The organism is Tsukamurella serpentis (assembly GCF_054780975.1).
Window position 1 is genome coordinate 408307 of sequence record NZ_BAAGVH010000001.1, and the last position, 14297, is coordinate 422603.

Annotated in this window: 13 protein-coding genes; 8 read left to right on the forward strand and 5 right to left on the reverse strand. The window is 69.4% G+C overall.

Annotated features, from left to right (window positions below):
• Position 1: 1 nt before the first annotated feature.
• From scpA to ACYVHG_RS01940, 6 genes are all read left to right on the forward strand, one after another.
• On the forward strand, positions 2 to 2242 hold the full coding sequence (gene scpA, locus ACYVHG_RS01915) for a methylmalonyl-CoA mutase (RefSeq protein WP_461165731.1): 2241 nt from the start codon (positions 2 to 4) through the stop codon (positions 2240 to 2242).
• Positions 2239 to 3225, forward strand: coding sequence for a methylmalonyl Co-A mutase-associated GTPase MeaB (gene meaB / locus ACYVHG_RS01920; RefSeq protein WP_461165732.1), 987 nt, complete (start codon positions 2239 to 2241; stop codon positions 3223 to 3225). Before scpA ends, meaB begins: the two co-directional genes overlap by 4 nt.
• A 52-nt stretch (positions 3226 to 3277) precedes the next feature.
• Positions 3278 to 4918: a thiamine pyrophosphate-binding protein gene (locus ACYVHG_RS01925; RefSeq protein WP_461165733.1), complete on the forward strand. Its 1641-nt coding sequence runs from the start codon at positions 3278 to 3280 to the stop codon at positions 4916 to 4918.
• Positions 4915 to 5547 carry an SRPBCC family protein gene (locus ACYVHG_RS01930; protein WP_461165734.1) on the forward strand — a complete coding sequence of 211 codons (633 nt, stop codon included), beginning with the start codon at positions 4915 to 4917 and terminating at the stop codon, positions 5545 to 5547. Before ACYVHG_RS01925 ends, ACYVHG_RS01930 begins: the two co-directional genes overlap by 4 nt.
• Complete coding sequence (locus ACYVHG_RS01935; protein WP_461165735.1) at positions 5532 to 6569, forward strand: 3-oxoacyl-[acyl-carrier-protein] synthase III C-terminal domain-containing protein; 1038 nt, start codon at positions 5532 to 5534, stop codon at positions 6567 to 6569. Before ACYVHG_RS01930 ends, ACYVHG_RS01935 begins: the two co-directional genes overlap by 16 nt.
• Positions 6570 to 6631: 62 nt before the next feature.
• Complete coding sequence (locus tag ACYVHG_RS01940) at positions 6632 to 7930, forward strand: TrpB-like pyridoxal phosphate-dependent enzyme (RefSeq protein WP_461165736.1); 1299 nt, start codon at positions 6632 to 6634, stop codon at positions 7928 to 7930.
• 50 nt (positions 7931 to 7980) lie between these two features.
• On the opposite strand, the gene ACYVHG_RS01945 is transcribed toward ACYVHG_RS01940, so the two are convergent.
• Positions 7981 to 8244: a hypothetical protein gene (locus ACYVHG_RS01945; protein ID WP_461165737.1), complete on the reverse strand. Its 264-nt coding sequence runs from the start codon at positions 8242 to 8244 to the stop codon at positions 7981 to 7983.
• Positions 8245 to 8389: 145 nt separating this feature from the next.
• On the opposite strand from ACYVHG_RS01945, the gene ACYVHG_RS01950 reads away from it, so the two are divergent.
• A complete protein-coding gene (locus tag ACYVHG_RS01950) occupies positions 8390 to 10021 on the forward strand; it encodes an AMP-binding protein (RefSeq protein ID WP_461165738.1) in 1632 nt (543 codons plus the stop codon).
• Positions 10022 to 10058: 37 nt separating this feature from the next.
• Here the strand turns inward: ACYVHG_RS01950 and ACYVHG_RS01955 are convergent, their stop codons facing one another.
• Genes ACYVHG_RS01955 through ACYVHG_RS01970 form a run of 4 tightly spaced genes read right to left on the reverse strand, consistent with a single transcriptional unit; the run spans position 10059 to position 13693 of the window.
• Positions 10059 to 10676: an ASCH domain-containing protein gene (locus ACYVHG_RS01955; protein ID WP_461165739.1), complete on the reverse strand. Its 618-nt coding sequence runs from the start codon at positions 10674 to 10676 to the stop codon at positions 10059 to 10061.
• 4 nt (positions 10677 to 10680) lie between these two features.
• Complete coding sequence (locus tag ACYVHG_RS01960) at positions 10681 to 11154, reverse strand: mycothiol transferase (RefSeq protein WP_461165740.1); 474 nt, start codon at positions 11152 to 11154, stop codon at positions 10681 to 10683.
• Positions 11141 to 12178, reverse strand: a complete 1038-nt coding sequence (locus ACYVHG_RS01965; protein WP_461165741.1) for a nucleoside hydrolase — start codon at positions 12176 to 12178, stop codon at positions 11141 to 11143. Before ACYVHG_RS01965 ends, ACYVHG_RS01960 begins: the two co-directional genes overlap by 14 nt.
• Before the next feature lie 48 nt (positions 12179 to 12226).
• Positions 12227 to 13693, reverse strand: a complete 1467-nt coding sequence (locus ACYVHG_RS01970; protein ID WP_461165742.1) for an SDR family NAD(P)-dependent oxidoreductase — start codon at positions 13691 to 13693, stop codon at positions 12227 to 12229.
• Between the two features lie 101 nt (positions 13694 to 13794).
• Between ACYVHG_RS01970 and ACYVHG_RS01975 the strand changes: the two genes are divergently transcribed.
• Positions 13795 to 14295 (forward strand): gluconokinase, encoded by a 501-nt coding sequence (locus ACYVHG_RS01975; protein ID WP_461165851.1) that lies wholly within the window; start codon positions 13795 to 13797, stop codon positions 14293 to 14295.
• Positions 14296 to 14297: the final 2 nt, after the last annotated feature.

A 14297-nucleotide genomic window follows, 5' to 3' on the forward strand; every position in this document is an offset into this window, starting at 1 on the left:
GATGACCGACACCACGATCGGCAGCTTCGCCGACGTCCCGTTCGACGACGATGCGGTCGCGGCAGCCCAGGCGCCGACGGGCGACGAGGTCGACGCCTTCGTCGAGGCGGCCGCACGGGCCCACGCCTACACCCCAGATCAACTGACCTGGTCGACGCCGGAGGGCATCGACGTCAAGCCGGTGTACACCCGCGCCGATCGCGACGCCGCCGCCGAGGCGGGATATCCGGTGGACAGCTACCCCGGCGCGGTCCCGTTCATCCGCGGTCCGTACCCCACGATGTACGTCAACCAGCCGTGGACGATCCGCCAGTACGCCGGCTTCTCGACCGCCGCCGAGTCGAACGCCTTCTACCGGCGCAACCTCGCCGCCGGCCAGAAGGGCCTGTCGGTGGCATTCGACCTGGCCACGCACCGCGGCTACGACTCCGACCACCCACGCGTCACCGGTGACGTCGGCATGGCCGGGGTGGCGATCGACTCGATCCTGGACATGCGTCAGCTGTTCGACGGCATCGACCTGGGCGGCGTCTCGGTCTCGATGACGATGAACGGCGCCGTCCTGCCGATCCTCGCGCTGTACGTGGTGGCCGCCGAGGAGCAGGGCGTGGGTCCGGAGAAGCTGGCCGGCACCATCCAGAACGACATCCTCAAAGAGTTCATGGTGCGCAACACCTACATCTACCCGCCGGCACCGTCGATGCGGATCATCTCCGACATCTTCGGCTACACCAGCACCATGATGCCGAAGTTCAACTCCATCTCGATCTCCGGCTACCACATCCAGGAGGCCGGAGCCACGGCCGATCTGGAGCTCGCGTACACGCTCGCCGACGGTGTCGAGTACATCAAGGCCGGTATCGAGGCCGGATTGGATGTGGACACCTTCGCCCCGCGCCTGTCGTTCTTCTGGGGCATCGGAATGAACTTCTTCATGGAGGTGGCGAAGCTGCGGGCGGCCCGGCTGCTGTGGAGTGAACTCGTCGCCGAGTTCGACGCGAAGAACCCCAAATCGCTCTCACTGCGCACCCACTCGCAGACCTCGGGCTGGTCGCTGACCGCGCAGGACGTGTTCAACAACGTCGGCCGCACCTGTGTGGAGGCGATGGCCGCCACCCAGGGGCACACCCAATCACTGCACACCAACGCCCTCGACGAGGCGATCGCACTCCCGACCGACTTCTCCGCCCGGATCGCGCGGAACACTCAGTTGCTGCTGCAACAGGAGTCCGGCACCACGCGCCCGATCGATCCGTGGGGCGGCTCGTACTACGTCGAGACGCTCACGCACGAGTTGGCGCAGCGGGCCAGGGCGCACATCCGCGAGGTGACCGAGGCCGGTGGCATGGCCAAGGCGATCAACGAGGGCATCCCCAAGCTGCGCATCGAGGAGGCCGCCGCTCGCACCCAGGCCCGCATCGATTCCGGTCGTCAGCCCGTGATCGGCGTGAACAAGTACCAGGTTGCCGAGGACGCGGTGATCGAACTGCTCAAGGTGGACAACTCCAAGGTCCGGACCGAGCAGCTCGCCAAACTCGAACAGTTGCGGGCCGAGCGGGACCCGCAGGCGGTCGAGGCGGCACTGGCGAACCTCACCCGGGCCGCTCGCTCGACCGACGGCGGCATGGAGAACAACCTGTTGGCACTGGCGATCGACGCGGCGCGGGCGAAGGCCACCGTCGGTGAGATCTCCGACGCGCTGGAACAGGTCTACGGTCGCCACCAGGCGGAGATCCGTACCCTCAGTGGGGTGTACCGCGACGAAGCAGGGGCGTCGGAGAACATCGCCACCGCCACCGAGCTGGTGGCCAGATTCGAGGAGGCCGACGGGCGCCGTCCGCGTGTGCTGATCGCCAAGATGGGCCAGGACGGCCACGACCGCGGCCAGAAGGTGATCGCGACGGCCTTCGCCGATCTCGGATTCGACGTCGACGTGGGGCCGCTGTTCTCCACCCCGGAGGAGGTCGCCCAGCAGGCCGCCGACAACGACGTGCACGTGGTGGGGGTGTCCAGCCTCGCCGCCGGACACCTGACCCTGGTGCCGGCGCTGCGGGAGGCGCTCGCGGAGGTCGGTCGCCCGGACATCACGATCGTGGTGGGCGGGGTCATCCCGCCCGGCGATTTCGACGAGCTGTACGCCGCCGGCGCATCGGCGATCTACCCACCGGGCACGGTCATCGCGGACGCCGCGGTGAACCTGCTGCACGAACTGGGCGGCAAGCTGGGGTACCAGCTGGCGTGAACACCGTCGCCGAACTCGCCGAGGGCGTCCGCGCGGACCGGCGCGCCATCCTGGCGCGGGCCATCACGCTGGTGGAGTCCCGCCGTACCGATCACCAGGCGCTCGCGCAGGAGTTGTTACTCGAACTCACGCCGGCCCCGGACGCGCCGATCGCCATCCGCGTGGGGATCACCGGCGTGCCCGGGGTGGGGAAGTCGACCACCATCGAGGCTCTGGGGAATCACCTGATCTCGCTGGGACACAAGGTCGCGGTGCTCGCGGTGGACCCCTCCTCGACCCGCGGCGGGGGTTCGATCCTGGGCGATAAGACCCGGATGGGCACCCTCGCGGTGAATCCGCGCGCCTACATCCGCCCATCGCCCACGTCGGGCACGCTCGGGGGAGTCGCGAAAGCGACCCGGGAGACCATCGTGCTGCTCGAGGCCGCCGGCTTCGACGTGGTCCTGGTCGAGACGGTCGGCGTCGGCCAGTCCGAGGTCACCGTGGCCAACATGGTCGACACCTTCGCCTTCCTCACCCTGGCCCGCACCGGTGACCAGCTGCAGGGCATCAAGAAGGGGGTGCTCGAACTCGCGGACGTGGTGGCGGTCAACAAGGCCGACGGCGACCACATCGTGGAGGCGAAGGTCGCCGCCCGGGAGCTGACCAGCGCCCTGCGCCTGATCCACCCGGCGGGTTCGCTCTGGCGACCGCCGGTACTGACTCAGAGCGCCCTCGACGGCACCGGTATCGAGGAGTTCTGGGCGGCGATCCTGCGGCACCGGACGACACTGCAGGAGGCGGGGGAGTTCGACCGCCGTCGCAGGCAGCAGCAGGTGGACTGGACCTGGACCATGGTGCGGGGGGCGGTGCTGCGCCGGGTCGAGCAGTCCGACGGTGTCCGCACCGTTCGTGCGGAGGTGGAGGCGTCCGTCGAGGCGGGCACTCTCACTCCGGCCCTGGCGGCGAGGCGGCTGTTGGACGCTTTCGACGGTTCCGCCTGATATATCCGAGTTCGCTTGTCACTGCCGTGACCAGCGGCCTACTGTTGCGTCCGTGGCCTCCTCGGTCGCCGACAGGCTGGCAAATCTGTTGTACGCGTACGAAATTCGTAACGCGTACGGTATCCATGGTGCGAACTCCGAGGACCTGTTCGCGGCGCTGCTGCGGGCACCGGAGCACGAGCGGCTGACGGTCACCATCACCAAGCACGAGTTCGGGGCCGGTGCCATGGCCGACGGCTCGGCCCGGATGACCGGACGGCCCGCCTGCCTGGTCGCGACCTCCGGCGGTGGCGCGATGAACTGCATCCCGGCGCTCGCCGAGGCCTACCAGTCCCGGGTTCCGCTCCTCGCGCTGATCGGCAGTCCGGCCACCACCGGCGAGCGGCGCGGTGCGTTCCAGGACATGTGCGCCGCCCCGCGCACCGTCGACCTGCTCGCCACCCTGCAAGGCGTCACCGGTTTCGCGGCGAAGATCGATCACCCCACCGGCGTCGGACCGGCACTGATCGGCGCACTCGACGCTCTCGAACGCGGACTGCCCGCCGCGCTGGTCCTGCCCAAGGACGTTCAGACCGCGCCGTGCCCGGTCCTGCTCCGACGCCCACCCTCCCGGGTGTCCGCCACGACACCGTCGGACCGGGTGGTCGACCTCGTCCGCGCGGCGCGCAGACCGTTGATCCTGCTGGGGGAGGCGGCGTCGCGAGCCGGACTCGCAGACGCGGCGTCCGAACTCGCCGCGGTGACCGGCGCCGTCGTCGCCACCGGACCGAACGGGCGGGACGCGGCACCGGCCACGGGGGTGGTCGGGGTCGCGGGTGTCATGGGACATCCGTCGGTGGTCCGCGTGGCGGCCGACGCCGACCTGATCCTGGTGCTCGGCAGCGACCTCGACCTCATGGACCGTGGCGGCCTCGACCCGGTGATGGACGTGACCTGCACAGTTCACGTCGGTGCGCAGCCGCCGCTACGGGAGGTCGACGTGCACCAGAGCTGCCGGGACCTCGCCGGGTACACCCGCTCGCTCACCGGCGCCGTCGGCACTGCGGCGCGTGCACCGTGGAGCACCGCCGCGCCCGAACCCATCGTCGTCCCGCACCCCGGTTCCGACACGATGACCTGCGCCGATGCGATCGACGCGCTGGCACCGGTGATCCCCGGAGATGCCCTCGTCTTCGCCGACGCGGGCAATGCGGGCGCGGCCGCGGTCCATCGACTCCCGTTCGGCACCGGGGACCGGTTCGCCGTCGCGCTGGGGATGGGCGGCATGGGTCACGGCATCGCCGCCGGGATCGGCGCCGCCATCGCCACCCGGCGGCGCACCGTGATCCTGGCCGGCGACGGCGCCTTCTTCATGCACGGCATGGAGATCCACACCGCGATAGAGGCCGGCGCGCCCGTTCTGCTCGTGGTGCTCAACAACGACGCCCACGGCATGTGCGTAGCCCGAGAGGACAAGTTCTTCCCCGAGCTGACCAGCATCAACCGGTTCAGGCCCAGCCGGATCGCCGAGGGTCTGGCCGCCATGTTCCCGACGATGACCGTCCGCTCGGCCGCCGCGCCCGACGTCGCCCGCTCCGCTGCCACGGACCTGCTCTCCGGTCCCGGGCCGTCGTGCCTGGAGATCCTGACCGACGCCGCCGAGATCCCCCCGTTCGCAGCCCTGCTACCCGACCCCGCGAAGGAGCTGTCATGATCCCCACGATCGACATCGAGGGCACGATCCGGATCGAGAGTCATCCCCGTCCGGTGGCCCAGCCGATCCTCGTCGACCGCCTCCGGTCGGTGTACCCGCACCACCAGATCTACGGCGACTTCTGCACCGTGCACGCGCACGTCGACGCGCCGCCGGACGAGCTGTACGACTGGCTCTCCGACACGCGCTCCCTGGAGGAGTGGACGTACAGCCTGCGCGGCTTCCGCGAGACCGCTGAACCCGGGCTGTGGGTCGCCCGCGACATGCTCGGCGCCGACACCGAGATCTACACCCGCACGATCGCCCAGCCCCAGGCCCGCACCGTCGACTACCACTGCGCGTGGGACCAGGGCGAACATCTCTGGATGATCTACCTGCTGCGGGTCGTCGACGCGCAGACGGTGCTCAATCGGTCCGGATCGGTGGTGCTGTGGACGAACTGCCACCATCCGTTCTACGACAGCAATCCGTATCCCGAGACCGCCCCACCGCAGCGGCCGGTGTGGGTCGGTGACCTGTGGGACACCTTCTCCGCCGGTCACCAGATGGAACTGGAGAACCTCAAGGCCATCGCCGAGTACCGCCACGCCCACGGTGAGTCGATCCGCCCCGAATGGATGAGCTCGTGACCGCGGCGCCGACCGCGCAGATCGTCGGGCTCGCCTCCCACCTGCCCGAGAACCGGGTCCCGGCCGACTACTTCCGTGCATTCGCCGACGCCGACAGCCGAACTCTCACCTTCGACCCGATGTTCGCCCCGCCGGCGTTCCGCCATCACGCCGGGGCCGGGGAGTCCAACGTGGACCTCATGTGCACCGCCGTCGACCGATTGCGCGAACAGGTCGGCGGATCCGAGATCGAGCGGGCCGACGTCGTGCTCACCCACTCCCAGCTGCCCGACCTGCCGGTGGTCGGCTGCGGCGGTGACGTCGCCCGCCGGTTGGGCACCGCACCGTCGCTGGTACTGGACCTGCACAACGGAGGCTGTGCGGCGTTCCTGCTGATGCTGCACCTGGCGCACACCATGTTCAGCGCCGGGACGGCCCGCAGTGCCCTGCTCCTGACGGCGACGAACGCGGCGGGCAACGTCTTCACCCAGGAGCACGTGCGGACCCTCCCGCAGGCATCGATCCCCGGCGACGGTGCCGCCGCCGCGCTGGTCGTCGCCGATCCCGGCGCGGGCGGTATCGAGGTCCGGCACGTTCAGCTCGCGCAGCACAGTGAGTACGCGGGCGATATGACCGCCGCGGTCGACCCGCCCCGCAAGTACTGGGAGCCCGGCGAGGGCCAGTTGCACGTGGGCTTCACCGAATCGAAGATCGCGAAGGTGCTCGCCCGGGGGAACCGGCTGGTACCCGAGGTCGCGCTCGCCGCGGCCGCCGCCGGTGGCCTGACCGGGCCGCAGGTCTCGCATCTGGTGACCAATCAGCCCAACCGCACGTTCCTCCGGAACTGGCGCGAGGCGCTGGAACTGCCGCCCGAGCGGCACCCGGACACCTTCGACGAGTGCGGCAACCTGTTCGCCGTCGGGGTCCCGCACACCCTCGCCACCGCCCGCGCCGACGGCCGGATCGGCGCCGGGGAGGACGTGGTGCTCGCCGCGTTCGCGCACGCCGGGGACTTCGCCGCGGCCGCGCTGCTGAGAACCTGACCACCGGAATCGACACCGGGTCGGCGTGCGGTCCGGGGCCCGCCGAATCTAGTCTGTGACCCATGACGCACTCGGACGCTGCCGCGCACCAGGACATCGATACCGTCGACGTACCGACGCACTGGTACAACCTGGCCGCTGAACTCGACACGCCGATCCCGCCGCACCTACACCCGGGCACCGGCGAGCCGGTGCAGCCGCAGGACCTCGAGCCGCTGTTCGCATCGGGCCTGATCGCACAGGAGGCGTCCACCGAGGCGTACCACCGGATCCCCGAACCGGTCCGGGAGATCCTCGCGATGTGGCGGCCGTCGCCCCTGATCCGAGCCCGGCGTTTCGAACAGGTCCTCGGCACGGATTGCCGGATCTACGTCAAGTACGAGGGTGTGAGCCCCGTGGGCTCGCACAAGACCAACTCGGCGGTGGCGCAGGCGTACTACAACCATCTCGACGGGGTGCGGAGACTGACCACCGAGACCGGTGCCGGCCAGTGGGGCAGCGCGCTGTCGTTCGCGGGCGCCCAGTTCGACATCGACGTCGAAGTCTGGCAGGTGCGCGCCTCCTTCGACTCCAAGCCCTACCGCGGTCACCTGATGCGCACCTACGGCGGCACCGTGCACCCGAGCCCGTCCGATCTCACCGAGGCCGGCCGCGCCATGCTCGCCAAGGATCCGAACACCACCGGCAGTCTCGGTATGGCCGTATCCGAGGCGGTCGAGATCGCCGCGCAGGATCCGGACGCCAGGTACGCCCTGGGAAGCGTGCTCAACCACGTGGTACTGCACCAGTCGGTGATCGGACTCGAAGCGGTCGAGCAACTGTCCCACCACGAGAAGGGCGCAGATGTGGTCTTCGGCTGCGCCGGCGGCGGATCGAATCTGGCGGGCCTGGCGTTCCCGTTCCTGCGGGAGAAGATCCACGGCCGGCAGGACCCGCGGATCATCGCCGCCGAACCGGCCGCCTGCCCGTCGATCACGCAGGGCGAGTACCGCTACGACCACGGCGACGTCGCAGGCCTGACGCCGCTGCTGAAGATGCACACCCTGGGGATGGACTTCGTGCCGGATCCGATCCACGCGGGTGGGCTGCGGTATCACGGCATGTCGCCGGCGCTGAGCCACACCGTCGAACTCGGTCTCGTGGAGGGCGCCGCGATCGCGCAGCGCGACGCCTTCGCCGCAGGAGTGCTGTTCGCCCGCAGCCAGGGCATCGTGCCGGCCCCGGAATCGACCCACGCCATCGCAGCCGCCGCCGATTACGCCCGGGAACACTCCGGCGAGGTGCTGGTGATCGGGCTGTCCGGTCACGGTCAGCTCGATCTGCCCGCCTACGCGGAGTATCTCTCCGGCACGATGGACTGATGCCGGGCTGACCTCGGAGTGGCGCCGGTCCGGCGGGGCCGAGGGGCGAGTCAGTCCGTGGTCTCCGGCTGCGCTGAGGACCCCAGGGACCGGCGGATCTCCTCGAGTTTGGCCTTCGCCGCCCTCTCCCGTTCGGTGAACGCCCGCTCGGCCTCTTGTCCGGCTGTGGATCCGTGGGCGAGTTCCTCGGCACCGATCGCGGTGCCCGCGCGGCGATCGATCTTCTCCCGTACGTGCTCGAAGGTGGGTACGCCGGATTCGGTGTACCCGGTGACCTGCTCGAAGCCGGGGGCGGTGTTCTCGGAGCCGTTCATGCTTCCCCAGGGTAGCGCCGTGAGCCGAGCCGCCGGGTCCGTCCGACTTCGGGTGATTCCGCAGACAGTCGGTGGCGACACCTGATAGAACTAGAACACGTTCTGTTGGTGTGCCCCGCGCCGCAGGTCAGGGACAGGAGTTCGCATGAAGTTCAACCTCGCCGATGTCTTCGAGGCGGTCGTCGACGCGGTGCCGGAACGTGTCGTATTGAGCTACGAGGGGCAGCAGACCTCGTACGCAGAGATGGATCAGCAGGCCAACCAGGTGGCGCATCTGCTCGCCGCGAACGGGATCGGTGCCTTCGATCACGTCGCCCTGTTCCTGAAGAACAGCGTCGAGCACGTGCAGGCGTTGCTCGCCCTGATCAAGATCCGCGCCGTTCCGGTGAACGTGAACTACCGGTACACCGGCCCCGAGCTCGAGTACATCTTCTCCAACTCCGATTCCCGCGGAATCCTGGTGGAACTGCCCGAGCACCAGCGCACCCTCGCTGCGATCGTGCCCAAGCTCCCACAGCTGCGCGTGGTGGTGGTGGTCGGGGAGACCGACCCGGATCTCGCCGCGGCCGTCGAGAGCACCCCGGGCGTCGCGCTCGTCTCGTTCTCCGACGCCTCCACGATGTCCACCGACCGCGACTTCGAAGCCCGCACCGGGGAGGAGCACTACATCATCTACACCGGTGGCACCACCGGCTACCCGAAGGGCGTCGTCTGGCAGCACGACGACTTCTTCCGCAAACCGCTCTCGGCCGGCGTGCCCTACGGCGGCGAACCCCGCCAGAACCTCGAGGAGGTGAAGGAAGGTGCCAAGCAGTTCCCGCCGCTGGCCTTCCTGATCGCCGCTCCGCTCATGCACGGGGCCGCCTCGTACTCGCTGTTCACGTTCTTCGTCCTGGGCTCGCGGATCATCCTCGAACGCGACTTCGACCCCGAACAGATCGTCCGCAACATCGCCCGGGACCAGACCCAGACGATCCTCATCGTGGGCGACGCGATGGGCATCCCGCTGGTCGAGGAGATGGAGAAGCAGAAGGACACCGCCGACTTCTCCTCGCTGTTCTCGATCGCATCCGGCGGTGCGATCTGGTCCAAGCACGTGCGGGACCGGATGTCGGCGATCAAACCGGAACTGCTTCTGCGCGACAACTTCGGTGCCTCCGAATCCGGCAACGACGGTGTCATGGCGCTCGACGAGAACGGCAACCTCAAGGCCCCGCCGACGGACAAGATGATCGTGGTCGACGAGACCTTCACCCAGATCACCACTCCCGGTGAGGTCGGCTACATCGCGCGCGTCGGGAACGTGCCGCTCGGTTACTACAACGACCCGGAGAAGACGGCGCGCACCTTTCCCACGCTGGCCGACGGCCGGCGGATCTCGGTCCTCGGAGACATGGGCCACCTCGCTGAGGACGGCGGCATCGTCTTCCTCGGTCGCGGCAGCCAGTGCATCAACTCGGGCGGGGAGAAGGTGTACGCCGAGGAGGTCGAGGCCACTCTGCACGGGCATCCGGCGATCTCCGATGCGCTGGTGGTGCCGGTGCCGGATTCCCGGTACGGCCAGAGGGTGGCCGCCGTGGTGTCCGTCACGCAGGGCCAGCCGCGCCCGTCGATCGACGACATCCAGGCCTTCGCCCGCACCGAACTCGCCGGCTACAAGGTGCCGCGCACCATCGTCTTCGTCGACCAGGTCAAGCGCACGCCGGCCGGGAAGGCCGACTACCGCTGGGCCAAGTCGACCGCCGAGGACGCCGCCGAGACCGAACAGCCAGCCTGATCCGATCCACCTCACCCTCACCCAACCCCGGGCGCGCCTACCGCCGACTCACCCAATCCAGGTAGGCGCGCCCACGCGGTGAGAGTTCGTACCCCACATCGTGACTGATCGTCAGGCCCAAGCCCTTGAGCTTGCGGATGTCGGCCTTCATCGGCAGCAACGCCACCCCGCGGAGTGCGGCCAGTTCGGTGGAGACGGTGCGAGGGTTCTCGCCGATCCAGGTCAGGATCTCCGCCGTCCAAGCGCCGGTGGGCCGGGCGTCCAGGCGGGCGAGGCGCGCCGCGATACCGGCCAGTTCCCCGTCGTCGGGAATCTCCTCCCGCAAAGCCAGCCGCGGATCCTCTCCCGCCCATTCGAGGTGGACCCGGTAGACGTACCGGCCACCGCGGCCCGATCGCTCCCGGCGCGGGGCGTCCGGATCGCGCGGGCGCAGTGCGCGCCGCAGCGCTGCGGCGTCCTTCATGCCCGCGGCGCGGGCCGCACGGTCGGTGATCCGCTCCACGTCCGACACCTTGGTGACGCGGGTGAATCGGAGCAGGCCGGCGGCGGTGAGCTGGGTCCCGCCGGCCTTCACCCGCGGGACGTCCCACCGGCGGTACTGCGTGGTGACGGTGCCCGCACGTACCCCTTCCGCGATCGCCTTCGGAATCATCATGAGATCAGTGTGCGCGCCGCAGCAGGACGTCGCGGCACATCTCCATATGGCCGGTGTGCTGGGTCAATTCGCGCAGCATATGGGTCAGTACCCACTCCGGCGTGGCGATGGCGCTGTCGCGCCGAGTGGTTCCGCGCGCGCCCGGCGCGCGGATTCCGACGGCTGCGACCGCAGCCCATCGCGGTAGGTTCGCACGCAGACCGTCGACGATCCGCCGCGCCTGTCCGACGGTGCCGGTGGCGCGGAACTCGGAGTCCCGGTCGCGGGGGATGTCCTCCCCGGCCATCAATGACCCGCCCCAGTACCCCAACGCTCCGGCGACGTGCGTGACCAGGACGAAGACTGAATTGGTCCCCGTCGCTCCCGGCGCCGCATTGACCGTCCGGTCGTCCAGGTCGTCGAGAACCCCCTCGACGGTGTCCAGGGTCTCCATCGCCACCGCGAGGAATGCGGTGATCTGCGCGTCACTGGCGGCCACGGGCGAGTCCTGCGATCGATTCGACGAGCTCGTCGAAGAAGGCGCTCGGGTCGGTTCCGACGGCGATCTGGGCGGTGTCCGGCCGGTTCCAACTGCCGTGCACGTCCGCGATCGTGGCGCCCCGGGTGAGTGCGCCGGTCAGTTCCACATCCACCGGAAAACTGCGGATCTGCGCGATCGACGGGTTCAGCGCCAGCGCCGCGGCGAACGGGTCGTGCATGTGCGCGATGTAGCCGAGGTCGAAATCGCGGTGGAACTCGAAGTAGAAGCGCACAGCGTCGGAGACGGCCCGGATCACCGGATTCCCGGCTTGCGAGCGGCGGCCGTCGTCGTCCTGTGGATCGAGGCACTCCGCAGGACGGCTCCCTGCGGCTTCGGCGAGCCGCAACAGGTGATCAGGGGTCAGTTCGAGCGTCTCGGTGAGATCGAGTGGACAGATGATCGGCAGCGGGGTACCGGTACCGTCGAGTTCGCCGTAGGCGCGCAGCACCTCCCACAGCGACTCCGGATCGACCGCGACGTTCCACTCCGAGGAGGGCGTGGTGTTGCCGGGATGCCAGAACGTGCCACCCATGATCACCAACCGGCGCAGGCGGGCCGGAATGCCGGGGTCGTCGCGCAGCGCCAGCGCCAGATTGGTGCACGGTCCGGTGACCAGACCCACCACCTCGCCCGGATGCGCGCGGGTCAGATCGGACCAGGCCTGCGCCCCGGAGACGGTCGACGGTCCGCGGCTGGGCGTGGGGAGCTCGGCGTAGCCGACCCCGAGCGGTCCGTGCGTCTCCTCAGTGGTCCGCAGCGGAGTGGACAACGGGGAGTCGGAACCGGCGAAGACGTCGATATCGGTGCGTCCCAGCAATTCCAGCCAGCCGAGATTGTTCTCGACCACCTGTGCCGTGGGGACGTTGCCGGCGGTGGAGACGATGCCGAGCAGATTCACCGCCGGCTTGCTCAGCAGATACAACAGGGCCAGGGAATCGTCGACTCCGGTGTCACAATCGATCAGAAGCTGCGTCTCCTGCACGGTGCAACCCTATCCGGCGAAGGACCGCCCGGTCCGGACCTTCCCGGCTCACCAGGGAGAGGGCTTGTAGTCCTTGAGGAAGCAACCGTACAGATCCACACCGGCTTCGCCCTGCACGATCGGGTCATAGACCCGAGCGGCCCCGTCCACCAGATCCAGTGGCGCCCGGAAGCCCTCCTCGGCGAGCCTCATCTTGGTGTGGTGCGGGCGCTCGTCGGTGATCCATCCGGTGTCGACAGCGGTCATCAGGATGCCGTCCTGCTCGAGCATCTCCGCACTGGAGGTTCGGGTGAGCATGTTCAGCGCGGCCTTGGCCATGTTCGTGTGCGGATGTCCGGCCCCCTTGTAGCCACGGCCGAACTGGCCCTCCATGGCCGAGACGTTCACCACGTACTTGCGCCGGGCGGGCGAGGCCGCCAGCGCGGGGCGCAGCTTCGAGATCAGGATGAACGGCGCCACCGAATTGCACAGCTGCACCTCGAGCAGCTCCAGCGGCTGCACCTCGTCGACCGTCTGCACCCAGGAATTGGTGTGCACGAGATCGGGCAGCAGTCCGCCGGCGTCGATGGCCGTGCCGTCCTCGATCCGGGCCGCGGACGACGACCCGCCGCGCAACGCCAGCGCGGTGAGCGCCGCGGGGTCGAGGGCCGCGAGATCGCCCGAGACGCCACCGGTATGGCCGTCGAGCGCTTCGGTGAGTGCCGCCGGATGCGCGGAGCTGGCCCGGCCGAACCGGATGATCCGGCTCGCCAGCTCGGGCGGAACGTCACCGGATTCGGCGTCGACCAGGGCGGAGTAGGCGCCGGGGGAGCGGCGCACCGTCTGCGCCGCGTTGTTGATGATGATGTCCAGTGGTCCGCGCGCTGCGACCGCATCGGCCATCGCGCTGACCTGCGAGGGATCGCGCAGGTCGATGCCCACGATGTGCAGTCGATCGAGCCACTCGGCACTGTCGGCGAGCGCGGCGAAGCGCCGCGCGGCGTCGGTGGGGAAGCGGGTGGTGATGGTCAGGTCGGCACCATCGCGCAGCAGGCGCAGCGCGATGTACATGCCGATCTTCGCGCGGCCCCCGGTCAGGAGTGCCCGACGGCCGGTGAGGTCGGTGCTGGCGTCTCGTTTGGAGTGACTGAACGCCGCGCACTCCGGGCACAGCTGGTGGTAGAAGGCGTCGATCCGGGTGTACGGCTGTTTGCAGATGTAGCAGCTCTGCGGCCGCAGCAGCTCACCGGCGCTGTCGCCGAGGGTGGGAGTGGTGAGCAGGATCCCGGCGGTCTCGTCGTCGATCCGCTCCGCGTTGCCGGTGGCGGTCCGTTCCAGGACATCCCGGTCAGCGGCCTTGACCTTCGCCCGTGCGGTCTTGCGGCGCTCTCGCTTGAGCAGCTTGAACATGTGTCCCACGGCGCGCTGAACCTCGATCGACTGGGGATCTCCCTCGTCGAGCAGCGCGGCGGTCTCCAGCACGCGATGGAACGCGGCGAGATCCTCCGGCGGGATCGGACTGATGGTCTCGGACATGGGACCAGTGTCCCCCATGAGTCCGACCCGCCCGCCGCACGGCCTCGCCGGTCACCGCCGCCGCGTGATGTACTCCTCGGGTGCCGATCCAGATCTGCGTGATGGGCGTCTCCGGATCGGGGAAGTCGACGGTGGGCGCCGGACTGGCGTCCCGCCTGGGCCGGTCGATGTCCGACGGAGACGATTTCCACACTGCGGCCGCGCGGGCGAAGATGGCCGCCGGTACGGCACTGACCGACGACGACCGCCGGCCGTGGCTCACCGCGATCGGCGCCCACCTGCGCGCGGAGACGGTCGCGGGCCGGTCCACCGTGATGGCCTGCTCCGCGCTGCGACGCTGTTACCGCGACCGGATCCGGGCCGGCGGCGCGAGCGTCTTCTTCGTGCTGCTCGACGGTGACGAGGACCTGCTGCGCCGGCGGATCGAGGCCCGGACCGGCCACTTCATGCCGGCGACACTGCTCGCCTCACAATTGCGCACTCTCGAGCCACTCGGCGAGGACGAGTTCGGGGCACGGATCGCCGTCGACGGGCCGCTGCACTCGGTCGTCGGTGCTGCGCTCAGTGCCTTCGCCGCGGCGCGGGTCCCCGGGGCCGGCTGAGG